The organism is Micromonospora sp. CPCC 205546, from assembly GCF_036902715.1.
GTDB lineage: Bacteria > Actinomycetota > Actinomycetes > Mycobacteriales > Micromonosporaceae > Micromonospora.
In genome coordinates, this window is record NZ_JBAKHL010000079.1 from 1 (window position 1) to 16,036 (window position 16,036).

At 71.4% G+C, this 16,036-nt stretch carries 8 protein-coding genes; 3 read left to right on the forward strand and 5 right to left on the reverse strand.

Annotated elements, in window-relative coordinates:
* Nucleotides 1-534: 534 nt before the first annotated feature.
* The 4 genes from V6U77_RS25875 to V6U77_RS25890 form a co-directional block, all read right to left on the reverse strand.
* The gene (locus V6U77_RS25875) at nt 535-753 is read right to left on the reverse strand and encodes a hypothetical protein (protein WP_334609307.1); all 219 of its coding nucleotides are present in this window, start codon (nt 751-753) and stop codon (nt 535-537) included.
* Nucleotides 729-1,829: a hypothetical protein gene (locus V6U77_RS25880; protein WP_334609308.1), complete on the reverse strand. Its 1,101-nt coding sequence runs from the start codon at nt 1,827-1,829 to the stop codon at nt 729-731. Before V6U77_RS25880 ends, V6U77_RS25875 begins: the two co-directional genes overlap by 25 nt.
* A gap of 432 nt (nt 1,830-2,261) precedes the next feature.
* Nucleotides 2,262-4,433: an MBL fold metallo-hydrolase gene (locus tag V6U77_RS25885; protein ID WP_334609310.1), complete on the reverse strand. Its 2,172-nt coding sequence runs from the start codon at nt 4,431-4,433 to the stop codon at nt 2,262-2,264.
* Entirely contained in the window at nt 4,430-10,849 is a 6,420-nt protein-coding gene (locus tag V6U77_RS25890; RefSeq protein ID WP_334609311.1) for a hypothetical protein, read from the reverse strand. Before V6U77_RS25890 ends, V6U77_RS25885 begins: the two co-directional genes overlap by 4 nt.
* A gap of 161 nt (nt 10,850-11,010) precedes the next feature.
* Here V6U77_RS25890 and V6U77_RS25895 point away from each other — a divergent pair, with 161 nt between their 5' ends.
* The 3 genes from V6U77_RS25895 (at nt 11,011) to V6U77_RS25905 (ending at nt 14,950) form a co-directional block, all read left to right on the forward strand.
* The gene (locus V6U77_RS25895) at nt 11,011-12,579 is read left to right on the forward strand and encodes a hypothetical protein (RefSeq protein WP_334609312.1); all 1,569 of its coding nucleotides are present in this window, start codon (nt 11,011-11,013) and stop codon (nt 12,577-12,579) included.
* A complete protein-coding gene (locus V6U77_RS25900; RefSeq protein ID WP_334609313.1) occupies nt 12,539-13,375 on the forward strand; it encodes a DISARM anti-phage system protein DrmE domain-containing protein in 837 nt (278 codons plus the stop codon). The genes V6U77_RS25895 and V6U77_RS25900 overlap by 41 nt, the downstream gene beginning before the upstream one ends.
* A gap of 1,071 nt (nt 13,376-14,446) precedes the next feature.
* The gene (locus tag V6U77_RS25905; protein ID WP_334609314.1) at nt 14,447-14,950 is read left to right on the forward strand and encodes a hypothetical protein; all 504 of its coding nucleotides are present in this window, start codon (nt 14,447-14,449) and stop codon (nt 14,948-14,950) included.
* On the opposite strand, the gene V6U77_RS25910 is transcribed toward V6U77_RS25905, so the two are convergent.
* Nucleotides 14,947-15,862 (reverse strand): IS5 family transposase gene (locus V6U77_RS25910; RefSeq protein WP_334609317.1). Its coding sequence is split into 2 segments (ribosomal slippage): nt 14,947-15,576 and nt 15,578-15,862, totalling 915 coding nucleotides; the frame shifts between segments, so codons are not numbered across the junction. The genes V6U77_RS25905 and V6U77_RS25910 overlap by 4 nt on opposite strands.
* Nucleotides 15,863-16,036: the final 174 nt, after the last annotated feature.

A 16,036-nucleotide genomic window follows, 5' to 3' on the forward strand; every position in this document is an offset into this window, starting at 1 on the left:
CAGCCCCGCCAATTACGAACAGGCTCTCGCACCGACTACGCTGCATCAGATCGCGGCATAACCCGGTGTCCACATCCCGGGGGGAACCTCATACGCCGCTCGGTAAGCACCAGCGCCGACTACGTTCGGTAGCCGAAAGCAGCGACAGTCAGCCCATAGTGGGGCCAGTTATGGCCCGTCACGGTGGAGCCCATCTCGTCCGTCATAGCTATCACGAACATGCTCGACGCCGACGTCGGCCTGCGCAACTTCCAGATCGCTGCCCGCCACCGAACTGGTTGACATCTTCCGGGTAGAGACGCCGAGGATCCTGAAAAGGATGACCATGGCCACCAGTGCCGGGGGTGAGCCGGACTGCGGAGCGCCTGAATCAGCCTGGCGAGGCATCGGCGGCTCTCCCGGCAAGAAAGCGTTGTCGTCCCACCAATTTTAGATGCAAAGAGCCCCAGCACGAGCATCAAGGCGACGGCGTCGACCTGGTCGTTTTATACGTCTTTCCGGCCGAGCGCATCGAATCGGCTACCCGGTCGGTGCTCAAGCGGGGAGCGCGAGCATCACCACAGCACCAGCGACGAAGAACGGGCCCATCGGGATGTGAGCTCCACGACGCACACGTCCGCTGGCCAACAACACGGCACCGACCAATCCCGCGCCAAGGAAGCCAAAGAACACCGCGCCGAACGCGGCGCCCCATCCCCACCATCCCAGCAGGGCGGTCATCGAGAGGATCAGCTTGGCGTCGCCCAGACCCATGCCGCGCCTGCCCAGGACCAGCCCGACGCTGACGAACACCGCGGTGGCGACGGCCGCGCAGATCGTCGGTGCGCGTCGACGAGCGCGCTCACCGCTGCAACCGGGTCGGCGATCAGGGCCGTGAACGACGTGTCGAGGGTGGACAGGGTCCCGTCCGGGAGCGTGACTCGCCGGCGCGGGTGGACTCGAGTGGTGGCCTGCTCAGCGGCGTACAGAGTCGCCAGCCGGGTGCGGCCGCCGGTGCGGGTGACGTCGACGGGGCAGGCGTGCCCGAGCGCGGGGACGGTCCGATCGTACCGGTAGGACTGCTGCACCTGTTCGAGCTGATATGGCACGAGCGGCGCGTCCGTGTCGCAGGTCAGCTGCACCTCGTACAGATGCGTGTTCAGGTAGCTCGCCTGGTAGGCGTGCGTGCCGTCGACGGTCTGCTGGTCCGGTGCCGGGGTGAGGTTGACGACCGCGGCGAGGATCTCGACGTACCCGTCGCCGGGGGCGATGTCGAGTTCGATGGCGGCGCGAAACTCCGGCGGCGGCACGTCGTCGGAGTCGAGGAGGTTCGCTCCGCAGTACCGGACCCACGTGGTCGCATCCAGCATGTCATCCGGGCGCGGCAGGTTGCCGCCGGGCGCAGGGGACAGGCGCCGCGGCCGGTGCAGTTCCGAGCCGGCCGGCGGCCGGACCGCGGACCGCAGCGCGGCGGCGAGCTCGTCCTCTCCGGCCCGGACGGTGCCAGCGGTGCCGGCGGCAAGGGGCATGGTGACGGTGACCGGGTCGATCGCGACCTTCGTCCACACTGCAGCCAGCGGACGCCCGCGGCTGGACGTCGGGGCCGCGGCCGAACCCGCCGCCGGGGCAGCGGCGTCGGCGCCCGGGTCGGAGGCGGCAGTCACCGCCGCCTTCTGCTCCTCCACGGTCGGGTGCAGCGCGACGTACGCGGCCGCGGACACCGTGAACTCGAGCGTGACCGGCAGCGCCGGCACCCGGAACGTGAAGCCCTGCGCGGGCGGAACGAGCCGCTCCCCGTGCGTGTAGCCGTTGGCGGCCTCGGCAATGAGCTTCGGAGCGCTGGCGAGCATGCCCGGCAGCCTCGCCCGCCGCGTCGTCGACATCGCCACCGGCACGCTTATCCCGACCGGGACCCGGCTGCCCGACCCGCCCGCGCAGCAGCGGCTGTGGCTCGGAGCAGCGCATCGTACCGCTGCGCCGCCGTCGCAGTAGGCACCGCGGCGGGTCCGGCAACCGGAACCGGGGCGGGTACAGCGCCCGACATCGGAGCGGGTGGGACCGTCAAGCTGGGCTCCTGCAGGTGGCGGCGCGCGGCGCCGGGCCGCGTCCTTCCACCCAGGGGCTCGCGCGGCGATCGTTGGTCGGGACGGGGACAGTCAGTGTGCAGTTGTCGGCCTGCGGCGCCGGGTGCGACCGTGGCGGTCAGCAGCCGGCGCGTGGGCTAACCCGGACGGTACCCGCCACCACCCACATTGCGGAAGATCACCGCCGGACGGCCGGGTTCAGCGCTGCCAGTGCCGGGTCGGCGCGACAGCGTAGCCGCGCCGGGTGAGGTTGTCGGCAAAGTCCCGCTGCTTGCGTTCCACGCCGTGCACCAGCATCACCTCGCGCGGCGCGACTTCGTTGATGATCGCGGATAGGCCGCGCCGGTCGGCGTGCGCGGACAGCCCGAACTGCTCTACCCGCGCATTCACCGCGACGTCGTCGGCGTCGAGGCGGAACGTGCGCGGCCCGCCGCGGCCCCCCGGGGTGCGGTTGTCGCCGTTGGACAGGTCGAGCAGTTCCGCGCCGGGGGAGTCCTCGTCCTGGTAGCCGGCGACCAGCAGCGCCGAGTTCGGGTCCGGCAGGATCTCCCGGGCCCACCGGACCGCGGGTCCTGCGGCGAGCATGCCCGACGTCGTCACGACCACTCCCTTGCGGAAGCTCTTGAGTAGGTAGGGCCGGTTCGTGTCTCGGACTTCCTGCACGCCGTCGCCGTAGATCCGTAGCGGCCGGTCGGTCCCGGCGGTCTCCTGCTCGTAGATCCAGGAAACGTGCCGGGCCAGCCCGTCGATGAGGACCGGGACGTCCGGCAGCCGGTCGCGCAGGGTGAGCGCGACCTCCTGGGCGCGGCCGAGCGCGAACGCCGGGACGAGCACCCGTCCGCCGGCGGAGACGGTTTCGGCGACCATGTTGATGAACTTCTCCACCTCCAGGTCCCGGTTGGTGCCGCGCTGGCCGCAGTACGTCGACTCGATGACGAGCAGGTCCGAGCCGCGGGCCGCGTCCGGCACGATCAGGCCGGGCACGGACAGCTGCGCGATCGTGGACACGTCCCCGGTCACGGTGACCCGGCGGTCGCCGGCGGTGACGACGACGCCGGCCGCGCCGAGGATGTGCCCGGCCGGGAACAGCTCGATGGTGACGCCGTCGGCCACCTCGACGGTCCGGGCGAGCGCGATCGGCTCGAGGCGCCGCTGCGCGGCGAGGGCCTGCGTCCGCGTGTACGGCGGCTCGGCGGGCGGCTCGCCTGCCTCGACGTAGTCGCTGCGGGTCCGGTCGAACACCTTCACCGAGTCCTGCCACATCGTCGGCAGCAGCGCTGCGGTCTCCGCGGTGCAGAACACCGGCACGTTCGCGAACTGGGCCGTCAGCGCCGGCACGTACCCGGCGTGGTCGTTGTGCGCGTGCGTGATCACGATCGCGTCTAGGCGGCCGCTGCGGCGGACGACGTCGATGTCCGGCGGGCCGGCGTCGTCGATGCGCCGCTTGGGCCGCATCCCGGCGTCGACGAGGATCCGCACGTCGCCGGCGGAGACGAGCATGGCCGAACCGCCGATCTCGGTGCCGGCGCCGAGCGGGGTCAACGCGATCTCCCGCGGCGTCGCCACCGCGGGCACCGGCGCGATCGGCGGGGTGAGCAGGGTGGCCAGCACGGCCCGGAACGCGGCTGGCGCCACACCGGCGGCGGCGAGCGCGGCGGCGAGCCGCGTGTCGGACGGGACCGCGGTGGCGTCGTTGGCGAGCTCGCGTGTGCGTGGGTCGTCGGTGTCGCCGGTGCCGGACGGGGCGGCGGCCGCGGCGAGGACCGCAGCGGCGGCGAGCAGGTCGGTGGACCGGGCCGCGGCTGCTTCCCGCTCCAGGTTCAGCTCGGCCCGCAGCGCCTCGATGACGGTGCCGGCCTCCTCCAGATCGCCCTGGGTGGCGGCTAGCTGCCGGGCCAAGTCGCGGGCCTCGGCCTGCGCGGTGTTGCGCTGGGCGCGGGCGACGTCGCGGGCCTCCTGCAGGTCGGCGATCTTGCGGGCGGTCCGCGCGTGCCGGCGCCGGTCCACCGGCGCCGGCACGTCGGCAGGGCTGGCCTGCACAGGAGCAGGGGTGGCGCTGCCGACCCAGCTGCGGGCGAGGCGGCGCACGCCGGCCGGGTCGGTGAGCGTGTTCGCGGCCGACTCGGCCACGGCCGCGTCCCCGCAAAGTAGGGCCCGCACGGTCGGCTGCTGCAGCGTCGGCTCGTCGGAGTACCGGGCGGTGAGCTCCTCGCGCAACGGCCGCCGGCGGGCGATCAGCTGCAGCATGGCGCGCCGGTTGGCCTGCGCGAGCCGGTGCGGGTCGGTCCCGGCTAGCGCCGACGCCTGGACGGCGTGCCGGGCCGCGTCGAGGACGAGCTGTTGGACGAGCTGCGGCAAGGTGCGGCTCACGCGGCGCTCCGGGTCGCTGTGGCCAGGATCGGCTCTATCCGGTACTCGCCCTTGCCGTCGCCGAGCAGCACGCCGAGCGCGCGCAGAACCTGCACGACGTCCCCGGTGCCGGTGTATCCGTTGGCGGCCAGCCTGGCGGCGGTGAGCTGTTCGCTGCCGGGCTCGCCGGTCGCGGCGTGCAGCTCGAGGAACTCGGCGAACGTCTCCAGGTCGACGGCCTCGCCGGCCATTTGCCTCACCAGGAACTCCCACGCCTGCTGCAGCGACCCGTCTGCGGTCACACCGGCGGCGACGACCAGGTACCGGGCGTGGCTGCCCAGCCAGGTTCGCACGTCGTCGAGCGGGTCGCTGACCGTGCCGCTGTCCCGGCCGGCCAGGTGTTGCGCGAGCCGGTCCAGGAGCTTCGGCCAGCCCCCGGTCGTGGCCAGCAGCTCAGCCCGCGACGCGGCGTCTTGGAACGGCAGCGACTCCTGCGCGAACCACAGACGCAGATCGGTGTCGTCGTAGCGGCGCAGCTCGGTCAGGCCGGAGGACGTATCCGACTCCCGCGCCACGACCGGCCACGCGGCGGCCTGCGGGGGGCCGCTGACCAGCACAATTCCGAGGGTGCCGCCGACGTGCGCCGCAATCAGCTCCCGGGCCTGCCGCCACACCTCGAGTGCCGCGTCGGCGGTCGCGTCCTTCAGGTCGACCAGGACGACGGTGTGGTGCCCAGCACTCTGGAGCGGCAAGCTGCGGCACTTGTTCTTCAGCCCACCCGGCGTAGCCCGGGACAGGACCGCCTCCCGGTTGCCGGACGCAGCGTTCTCGTTCTCCTTCTCCAGCACCGCCAGGCACCGGTCCACATCGAGCGCGTCCGAGCCGACCAGCATCCGGACCTGACGGCGGGCGGCGAGCAGGTCGGCGATCTGCTGCGTGGTCAGCGGCGCCCGAGTCGGCCCGGCGCCGTACACCGGCCGCATCAGCGACCCGTCGAACGACTCCGGCGCCTCGAACGACTCAGCCCGCTCGAGGACCTCATCGATCTCGTCGCGGTTGCCGAGCAGGTCGAGCACGTTCGGGGTCCGAAGCCGGTAGCCGCGCTCGGTTACCGACAGCACCCCGAGGTCGACGCACTCGTCGAGCAGGGCGCGGAACTCACTAGCGCGGATGTCCTCGGCGGCGAAGCCGGTTGGCCACCACTGCTCGCACTCGGCGCGTAGCTCGCCGGGGGACATCGCGGCGTCGACGCCGACTGCGTGCGCGTTCTGCGCAACGCTGTACGCGATCACCTTGTAATGCGGGTCGAGGTCGAGGGTCCAGTCGAACCGCTTGCGGAACTGGCGCCGCAGCGTCGGATCGGCCCACACCTGCTCGACGTCGTCGGCGACGATGATCTGCGGCGGCGCGTCGCCGAGGACGGGCGCGCCCTGCAGGTTGCGCAGCAGTCGCGCGGCGAACAGCTGGATCAAAGCCGGCTGGTTGTTTGCCAGCGCCAGCACCCGGGCGGCCTGGTCGGTGTCGGCGAACCGGAACCCGAGTGCGTGCAGCGGCCGGGTGAGAAGGTCATACGCTGCCTGGGGCGCGAGCGGCCCGACGCAGACCGGCTCGCCGAAGTGCGCGAGTGGGTGGTTAGCGAGCCGTTCAAACCGGGCGGTCTGGTGGAGGCCGGCGAAGACGACCTTGACCGCGCGGTTGGTGAGTTCCATCAGCGACTTGAACTGCACGACCTGGGGGAACATTCCGCTGACGGCGTTCGCGTCGGCGTCGAGGAACGAGTCGGACTCGTCCAGCAGGAGCAGCAGCTGCCGGCCCGGGCGGGCAGCCACCCAGTCGGCGACGTGCCCGGTGAGCGCGGCCGCAGGGTCGCCGGCCGGGACGGTCTCGGGCACGATGCCCTTGTCCGCCAGCCGCGGCCACAGCGTCGTCCAGACCGCTCCGGCCGGGGCGGACTTGCCGATGTGGAAGATCGACTCGTAGATCGCGTGCCGGGTGGTGCCGTCATCGAACTCGCGCTCGGCGGCGCGCAGTAGCGCGGACTTGCCCAGCTGCCGGCCGCCGTACACGACGCACGGACCCATCATGTCGACGACCTTGTCCCGTTCCTCGGCCCGACCGTAGAACATCTCCTGCGGCACGTTGACGCCGGGCACATCCGGGGTGAACGGGGACGAGAACGTGAACGGCAGCGTGACCGACATCGTCACGTCCCGACCGGGCGCCGGCTGGCAGGCGACGTAGGCGATCACCGCGTCGTCGATGACCGCGGTCGGCGGCAGCTTGCGGCCGCTGCGGAACTGGCGGGCCAGTTCGCGGCGGGCGGCGGCGTCCAGGGTGCCGAAGTACAGCAGGACGATCGACCGGTCGGTCGGTTCGCTGCGCAGCATCTCCACCAGCTCGGCTGGCGTCGGGGTCTTCCACACCGCGAGCAGCCGCAGCGTGTCCCCGGACGGGCTCATCGCCGTCCCAAATGCCGGGATGAGCGCCTTGCCGGCGGTCGCGCGGACGCCGTGCAGGTCCAGCCACGAGCCCCGCCCGCCGCCCTGCCCGCGCTTGACCGGCGGGTTAGTCGACTTGTCGAAGATGAACCCGACCTGCTCGAGGACAGCCTTGACGCTGCCGATGCGGGCGTCGAACGAGCGGCTGACCGCGAGCCGGTTCCAGTGCTCGACCCGTTCGGCGACGGTCTTGCCACGGGTTACTTCGGCCAGGTTTAGGCCGGCGTCAGCGAGCAGCGCGGCCAGTGCCGGGTCGCTTGGGACCCGCCCGGCCGGCAGCGCCAGCTGCAGGTCGCGCAGCAGCGGGTGCGTGCCGTTGCTCAGCGCCGGGCGGGCGGCGAACACGTCGCAGAACGCGGGGAAGAATCGGCGCAGGTGGTCGACGTCGTCCCGTGGGCCGGGTAGTTGTCGGCCGGACGCGAGCGTCTCGACGTACTCGGCGGCGGTGGTGAGGTCCCCGTCGTCGAGGCGGCGCTGGATCCGGTCGGCGTCCTCGGGGTCCATGCCGGTCGTGTCGAGCGCGGCGCGGGCGGCGACGATGGTGCGCCCGACGGCGGCGGCCCGGTCGGCCTCGATGGCGGCGAGGTCGGCGAACATGACGTCGTAGTCGCGGCGGGTGCCGCGCGGCCCGGCCTGGTGGGCGCGGACCCGGGTGGACAGGTCGGTCCATTCCTGGACTGTGATGCGGCCGAAGAGCCGGTCGGAGTCAATCTGGGTGACCAGGGCCGTGATCGCGGTATCGAGTGCGGTCGTGGACGCGGCGACGGCTTGGTCCCGGGCGGTGGCGAGCTCGGCGGCCAGTGGCGGGTCGAGGGTGCGCACGTGCTCGATGAGCAGTTGCGTGCCGACGTGGTCGTGGCGGGCGGCCCGCTGCTTGTACGCGGCCCGCCACCCGGCCGCGCCGGTCAGAGCGGTCCGGTCGGCCGTGACGACGTCGTCCGTGGTGATCGGGCGGGTGGGCTCTCCGGCGCCGGTGAGCGGCAGATCGGCGGCGCCGGAGAGCGGCCCGCCGAGGAGCCGGTCGGCCGGAACTTCCGGTCCGGCGGGGACGGCGGCGGTGCCAGCGAGCAGGTCGAGGGCGTCGGTCAGCAGCCGCAGCCCGGCCTCGTGAACGGCGTCGCGCGCCTTGACGCTGGTGTCGCCGCGGCGGAGCTCGGCGATGGCCTGGTTGCGGACGGCGACGACCCGGGTACGCAGGTCGGTGATCGGGTCGCTCATCCATGACTCGGCGTCGGGGCCGGTGAGGTTCTCAACGGCAGTGATCCAGTCCGACAGCAGCTCGGTGACCTCCCCGGTCCAGGCGAGCAGCTTCTCCCGGGCGCGGGACTCGATCCGCTTGCTGCGCTTGCCGGAGCTGCGGGGCGTGTCGCGGTCGATAATCGCTTCCAGGGTGGCGCGTGAGCGGAGTTCGGCGACCCGGTCGCGGACGAGCGCGACCGCGTCGGGGGCCGTCTGCCCGGCGGCGACGATGCTCAACGGTCGGCCGAGGTAGCCGTCGGGGGCCCTCCACGTCTGCCACAGGTCGGTCGCACGGGCGTAGAGGATGGTGCGGGACGTGGCGAGCAGTTCCTCGGCGCCGGCGGTCAAGGTCTGCAGGACCTGGTCTGCTTCGGCGGCTTCGGCGACGGCGTCGACGCTGCGCGGAGTGAGGTAGACGCCGCTGTAGATCGCGGTGAGCAGCGCTTCGTGGAGTTCTTCGATCGCCTTGCCGTAGCGAGGGATGCTGGTCGCGATGTCGCGGAGGGGACCGGCGGCACCGGCCGACGGGGATAGCAGCCCGGCGCGGACGGCGGCGCCGTAGATCAGCATCTGAGTGGCGGGCATGTCGCGGACGAAGTCGGCGTCGAGGTCGGTGACGGCGGCGGCGAAGGCGGCGGCGTTTGAGCCGGTGGAGGTCTTGATCGCGGCAGCGTGCGCGGCGAGCCGGTTCGCGGTGCGGAGCGAGGCCGGGGCACCTTCGGCGGTGGTGAGCCAGTACGCGAGCGCGTACTGGTCGTGGTTGAGCAGGTCGGCGTAGATCGTGCACGCGTCGCTGGCGTCCGGCGCCTCGGCGGCCGACGGCTCAGCGGTCGACAGCTCGGGCTTGGTGATCTCCTCTGGCGGGGCGTGGCGGGGCTGGGGGGTGGTGGGCGGCGGCGGGACGGTGAGGTTGAGCCCGGCGAGGATGTCCTCGAGGTCCAGCTCCGAATGGGCGCCGGACTCGGCGCCCTCCTCCGTGGCTGTTCCCTGCACGCTCGGCTCGTCCGCGCTGGCGAGGTCGGCCGCCGGGGAAGGGGTCTCGGTGCGCTCGGCCGGGCTGGTGACCTGCTCGTCGGTGGGGGAAGCAGCCGGTTCTTCTGCAGGTTGCTCGTCCGTCACGCTTGCGGTCCCCGCCTCGTCTCCGGCGGGCGCGGCGGCAGGCGTTTCTGCGGCGGGCTCAGCCGGGCCAGGTACGTCCGCCGCCTCCGTTCCGGCGGGTTCTGTTTCGGCGGGTTCGGCGGAGGCCGGGGTGTAGGTGAGGGTGCCGGCGGTGGTGGCGAACATGAGCAGCGGGATCGCAGCTGGCACCGCCGAGCTGACGAGCCCGCCGAGCCCGACGGCGCGCGCTGGATCACGGCCGTCCAGCTCAACGATCTCCAGCAGCGCATCGAGGCCCGCGACGGTCTCCGCCGCAGTCGTGTCGTCGACGCTGCCGGCCAGCTCCGCCACCTGCGCGACGGCCGCGGCGACGTACTCCGGCGCGCGCAGCGTCGCGAGCTGCCGGACCCGGTCCAGCCGGGCGGTCGCCTGGTCCGCCTCCTGCGCGGCGGCCAACGCATCCTCGACCGCATGCCGGGCGTCTGCGAGCGTCTCTGGCCGCGCATTTCCCGTCAGCCGCGCGACCGCCTCGAACACCGAGGTGAGTTGGCGGGTGTAGATCGTGACCGCGACGACGTCGGCTTCCGCCGGGAGTCGTCCGGCAGCCGCGGCGGCGGCGAGGGCGGGAGCCACCTCGTCCTCCACGTGGCTGCGGAGCTGCTCGAGGTCGTCGAGCTCACGCTTCAACGACGGCATGTCTCGCTCGGTCGGCTCGACCGCGACGCCGCTTTCGACAGCCAGCGCGCCGACGGCTGCCAGAGGGGAGCCGCCGGGCGCATCGGTCACGGCTGAGGGTGACGCTGCGGACTCCTCGAGGCCGGCGGGCTCGTCGACGTAGCCGAATTCATCGCTGTGCAGCACAACGTCGGCGTCGATGATGACCTCGACGAGATCCTCGAACCGCATCGGTTTCTCCGGCATCTCCGGCGTCCGGGCCCGCATGCTGTCCCACACGTCGGCCAGCACCTGCCGCTGCGCATCCGACCACTCCTCCGGCGGGTCAGCGACCAGCCAGGCCAGCGCCGCGACGTCGGCCGAGTGCCCCATGCACACCATCGACGCCCAGGTCGCAACCCGCGCCGTCCGGGTGGTGCCGAACTCCTCGGCGTCGAGCAGGGACCGGTAGATCGGCTCGTCACCCAGGCCGTTCATGCCGTCAATGTCGCCAGCCAGCAGGGCGGCCAACTCGGCGAGTTCTAGCTTGGAGGCGGCGTGAGTGGACAGGACTCCATAGTGCAGGCAGTCGTGCAGGATCAACGCAATCCGCTTCTCATCCGAGCGGATCAGCCTCGTGCGCACCGCGCGGGCTAGCGCCGCGATCGGAGCGTTAGGGCGCATCATGGTCTGCCGCCGCACCCACGAGGCATCGCTGCGGCTCAACCGCGGCAGCTCGCTCATCAGGTCGGCCTGGGTGAGGTGCCCGGCCGCGGCGCGGCAGATCTTGGCGCGGCGCAGCGTCTCGCTCTCCTGCTCAGTGAGAGCGGAGCCAGCGGTGTGTGATTTCCCGTCCTGGCCGCTGCTCTCGGTGCCCTCGACGGCGGCAGCCGCCATGCCCGGGGTGTTGCCGGTGTCATGGTCCGCGCTGTGTTCGCTGCTGCGCACTGCCCGCGTCCTCCCTGGTGGCTTGTCGCCGCCCGCGGAGCTGCCATCGTGGCAGCCGCGCCGATGTTCGGGTCACTGTACGACTACGGTACGACCGACAAGAAGGATGATCTCGAGATGTCTGATCGGCCCCAATCGGGGCAGGTCTATCGTTCTGGCTCATGGCAGCTGCCGAGACCCGCGGGCTGAGCGATTGTGTCCTGTCCGGACTCCTGATGCGCGGAAGGGGTGGCGGCCGGCCGCTGCCGTTCGCACCCACCCTTCTGGATGCCGAACTGCTGCGGGCCGCGGACGCCGCGATGACCGCCCGCATTCCGCTGGCAGTCGTGGTGCCGGCATCCGTCACCGCGGCGCCGGTGGTGCTGGCCGCGTCCGCGGCCGTCGCGGCCGCGCTCCACCGCGGCAGGCTAAACCCGCAGATCGGAGTCGCGTCTGTACGGCTGGCCGACCGGGACCTGTACGACGAGCTGGCGTTCCGGACGCAGCGTCTGGTCGACTTCGTGCCGCGCGCAGTGGTGACCGCGGCAGGGCAGCCGCGAGTGATCGGCCGATCGAAGCTCGACGCGGGCGGCCGGGTGTACCTGACCGGACGGGTGGCGCGGCTGCTCCCGCTGCTCGAGCGGCTCGAGGGCGTTATCGTCGCGGCCGGCGCCGCCACGGTCGAGGAGCTTGCCGCGGTGCTACAGCAGACCGGGCGTCGGATCCCGGCCGTCTACTTGACCGGCGATCCGTACGACGCCGGCCTAGACGTCGTCCGCAGCACCGGAGGCGTGGTATGGGCATGGGACGTCGCCTGCCTGTCGGCGCTCGCCGGCCCGGCCGCGACGCCTCGGAGGGCCGACACCGGGGCGGTGTTCGTCCCGGCGCAGCAGCTGCAGGCCACCGGCGCTGCCGTGGTCGACATCGTCGCACCGCAGCCCGGCACGGCGCTCGACCGGGCCCTCGACAGGTTATGGAAGGCGGGAGGCCAGCTGATAGGCGCCGCGGCTGCTGACCCCGTCGGGCCGCGATGGGCGTGGACGGCGTTCCACGCGGCGGCGTCCGTCCCGGTCCGTCCGGACGTGTACGACCGGTTCGCTGCCGCGAACCCGTACCGGATGCGGCTTGGAACGCTGGTCGAGACCGCCCGGGGCTACGCCGAGCACGCGACCGGCTCGAGCCGGGACGCGTGGCTGCGGTTCGCGGACGCGCTCACCGACGCTCTCCGCGCAGCGACTGAGCAGCCACGGACCGGCCAGCTGATTGACTGGGTCACGGCCCGGGTTGAGGCAGGAGAGCGGGCGATCCTGCTGGTGCGTGGCACGTCCGCAGCCGCCGCTGTGACGGCCACGCTCACGGAATCGCCACGGACTCCGCTCGGATGGGAGCAGACGGTATCGGTGCGGACAGTGACCGCCGCCGCGCGTGCCATGGTGGAGCCGGGCGTGCCGCTGGCCGTCGTCGGGACGCTTCCGCGCAGCCGGTCCGGGCTGCTTACGTTGCCGCCAGCGCCGGCGGTGCTGCAGTTGACGTGCGGGCCGCTGGAAAGGACGGCGCGCGGTGCGGCAGGCGGTTGCGGCCCGGGCGCGGATGGCGCACCTGCGGACGGAGGCCGTCACGGAGTCAGCCGCGGCGCTAGGTGTGACTCCGGGCTGCCTGTCAGTCGAGACCGACCCGGTTGCCGCGATCCGGGTCGTGGACGGAGGCGTCGTGCGGGCCGCCGACGCGAACGAGACGGCCAGCGCGGATGACACTGCGTGGGACCCGTTTGCCGTTAATGTGACCGGGGTGCTGCGTGCGGTGATGGCTGCCGCCGAGGACGACCTGGGCACCCTGTCGGTCCGCGAGGCAACCAGCACCAACAGCGACGTGCCGGCGATCGCAGTGCACCTGGACGACCCGAACGGTCCCCGGGTGTTGTGGCTGCCGCCGAACGAGCTCGTGACCCGTCGCCGCGGCCCAACCCTGTCCCGGGTGGCAGTGAAGGCGCTGCAGAGCGGCGACGTGCTGCTGCTCGTCGACAGAGCCGCCCGCACCTACCTGCGGGTGGCATTGACGGAGAAGCTGTCCGAGCGAACCGAGTACGCGGCACTGCGCATGCTGGTCGACTTCTGGCATGCCCGCGCTGCGGCGGCCCGCGACAGCGGCCTGACGCAGCAGCAGATTCTGGATCGGATGACCGGCACGACGCTCACGACCGCCGGCGCGATCGGGCACTGGATGCGCGGCACCGTCGACGGCCCCGCCGACAGCGCAGACGTAGCCCGCTTCGCCCGTGCCGTCAACGACGACGCGCTGCTTGCGGAGGCCGAACGGGTCGCATGGGCGCTGCGGACGCTGCACATCGTGCACCGCAAGCTTGGCGCGTGGCTGGCTGGTCAGGTGGAGACGGCCGCCAGCCGGGCGAAGGACAGCATGGTCGACGCCGACCTTGGCGTGCACGTCGCCGACCTGCTCGATGTGATAACCGAACACCCAGTGGCGGACGTTGACCAGGCCGAACAACTGGTCCCGGCGAGCCTCGTTGGCGTACTGACTTCGGCTTGATCAACCGGCGGATTTGCAGGTGACTCCCGCCGATTCGAATCAAAAGGCGCTGGTGGGCGAACACCTTGCGCCATCGATCCCAGCAAGCGACGGTCGTTATACACGAGGTCGGAGCAAGCGGTAGCCGACCGTCGATGCCGTGCACCACGCGCTGCGCAGGGTCGTCTCCCGCTGCATCTACGGCGTCGACCTCATCCCGATGGCCGTCGAACTGGCCAAGGTGTCGCTCTGGATCGAGTCCCTCGCACCGGGGCGGGCCACTCACCTTCCTCGACGTGCAGGTCAGACTCGGCAACGCGCTCATCGGCGTGACGCCGGCGCTGCTGCGGCCGGCCCTTCAGCCTTACTCCAGAGGAGACCCACGGGTGCGGGAGGAAGTCGTACAAGCTGTTGATAGGTCTGTGCCTCGGGGGTTCGGTGACGAGAGGCGCTGGTGCCGTTCTCTAGCGCTTCTCCTCCGCGGCCGGGCCGCCCGAGAGATCTCACAACCGTCTCACGGACGGCCCGGGAAGGCCCGGTGGAGCCCGACCTGCCTCGGACCGCCGCCTGGCCGATTACCTGCACATTCGGCAGAAGGCGGTATCGTCCGGCAGCCGCCGGTAGACCTGCTAGTTCACTGGGGGTCAAGGGGTCGTCGGTTCGAATCCGGCCGTCCCGACAAGGTGTTATCGCAGGTCAGAAGGCTGATTCGAGTAATCGAGTCGGCCTTCTTGGGTTCTTGAGGACCACTTCGGTCAAGTGCGCCGTCTGGTAGCGCTGCTTGACCGCTGGTCAAGTCTTGAAGCGTCAATGCGGGACGCCTGCCGAATCGTTCGCTATCTGCATCAAGCGGCCTGCAAGCGGGCCGTGCCGGCCCGGCCCCGGCCTGCTGGCGACCTTCGGCCGGCATCGGCCGGGCCGGCCGACCACGCTGATGGCGACAAGAGCATGAAGACCTCGGGGCTCCGCCCCGAACCCCGGCCCTCCTCAGAGATGCCGCCGCGGCTCCCCTCGTCGAGCACCACGAGGGCTTCCAGCCTCCCCGGACGGGGCGGGTTATATGTTCTCTCGATCGCCCTCTAAGTGGGCGGCATGGCAACCAACCGGGAGGCTCCTGTGGGGGTTCTTTACGACTACTTCCGCGCTTCGGACGACGAGGCTGTCGCAAATCTGATGACCGCTACCGATGGCGGCCCGGTGGTGCGAGAGGGAGATTCTGCCGTCGTGGATGCCGTAGACGGCAAGGGGATCGATCCGCGCGTCGTCCTCGGCAAAGTCGTCTCGTTCGCCCTCGACGCGCCGTGGGACGCCCACCTAATCGGGGAACGACTTATCTGGCCGGACGGCGCCGGTGAGGACCCTGAGTTCGAAGGACCCTGGGTCGTCGTACTCAGCGAACGCGCCCGGGACGCGCTTGCCGAAATCCCGGACGACCGCATGCCGGGCCTAGCCGATCGGTGGTCACACATCGAGGAGCTGTCCCACTACAGCGACATGCAGCCGGAGGTCATGCTGTGGCGCTTGCGGGAGTTCGTTGGGCTGGCCCGCAGAGCACGCACGAGCGGGGAAAGCATCTACTGCTGGATCTGCCTCTAGGCCGTGTTTCGTAGGGTGCGGAGCCATTGGTTGATGGCGGCGATGGTGAGGGTGGCTTCGTAGCGCACGGCGAGCTTGTCGTACCTGGTGGCCATGGCGCGGTGTTGTTTGAGCTGGTTGATTCCGCACTCCACGGCGTGACGCAGGCGGTAGACCTCGGGGTCGAAGGCGGGCGGACGTCTGCCTTTGGACCCTTTGGCCTTGCGGTGCGCGTCCTGGTCGGCCTTGCTCGGGATGCACGCGCGGATGCCGCGCGATCGCAGATGGGCCCGGTTGGCCTTGGACGTGTACGCCTTGTCGGCCAGCACGGTGTCGGGGCGGGTCCGTGGCCGGCCGCCACCGGCTCGCATCACGCGCACTCTGGCCAGCACGGGGATGAACTGCGGGCTGTCGCCGCGCTGTCCGGCGGTCACCACCAAGGCCATCAGTTTGCGGCCTTGCTCGCAGGCCAGATGGGTCTTGGTGGTCCAGCCGCCCCTCGATCGGCCGAGCCCATGATCTGCCGGCTCGGCCTGCACACCACCGGGCGGCTCCTTCTGCGCCTCGCCGTCGCGGCGGGCTCCCGCCGCGTGTTGATGGGCGCGGCTGATGGTCGAGTCCACGCTCACCGTCCAGCCGATCAACCCCCGCCGCGTCCGCCAGGGCCTGCAACGAGGTGAGGATCTGCGCCCAGACGCCGTCACGCTGCCAGCGCCGGAACCATCGATACAAGGTCTGCCACGGCGGGTAGTACGCGGGCACGTCCCGCCACGGTGATCCGGTCCGGACCCGCCAGCGAATCCCGTCGATGATCACTCTCATGGTCCATCTGCGCGGCCGAGCATGACCTGTTCCCGCAGGCAGCAACGGTTCCAGCACCGCCCACTGCACATCGGTCAGGTCATGTCGCCTCGCTGCCGCTACGCTCGGCACGAGGTCTCGGGTGTGAAGTTCTAGCTTGGTCGCTGAACCAACTACCGGAGACCTCTTCAATTAGCGACCACCGCCACGCCCCAACAACGACGCCCTACGAAACACGGCCTAGGAGTACCGAGACGATTGTCAAAGGCGCAGGCGCACTGTGCGCGGCACGGGTACTCCGGCCCG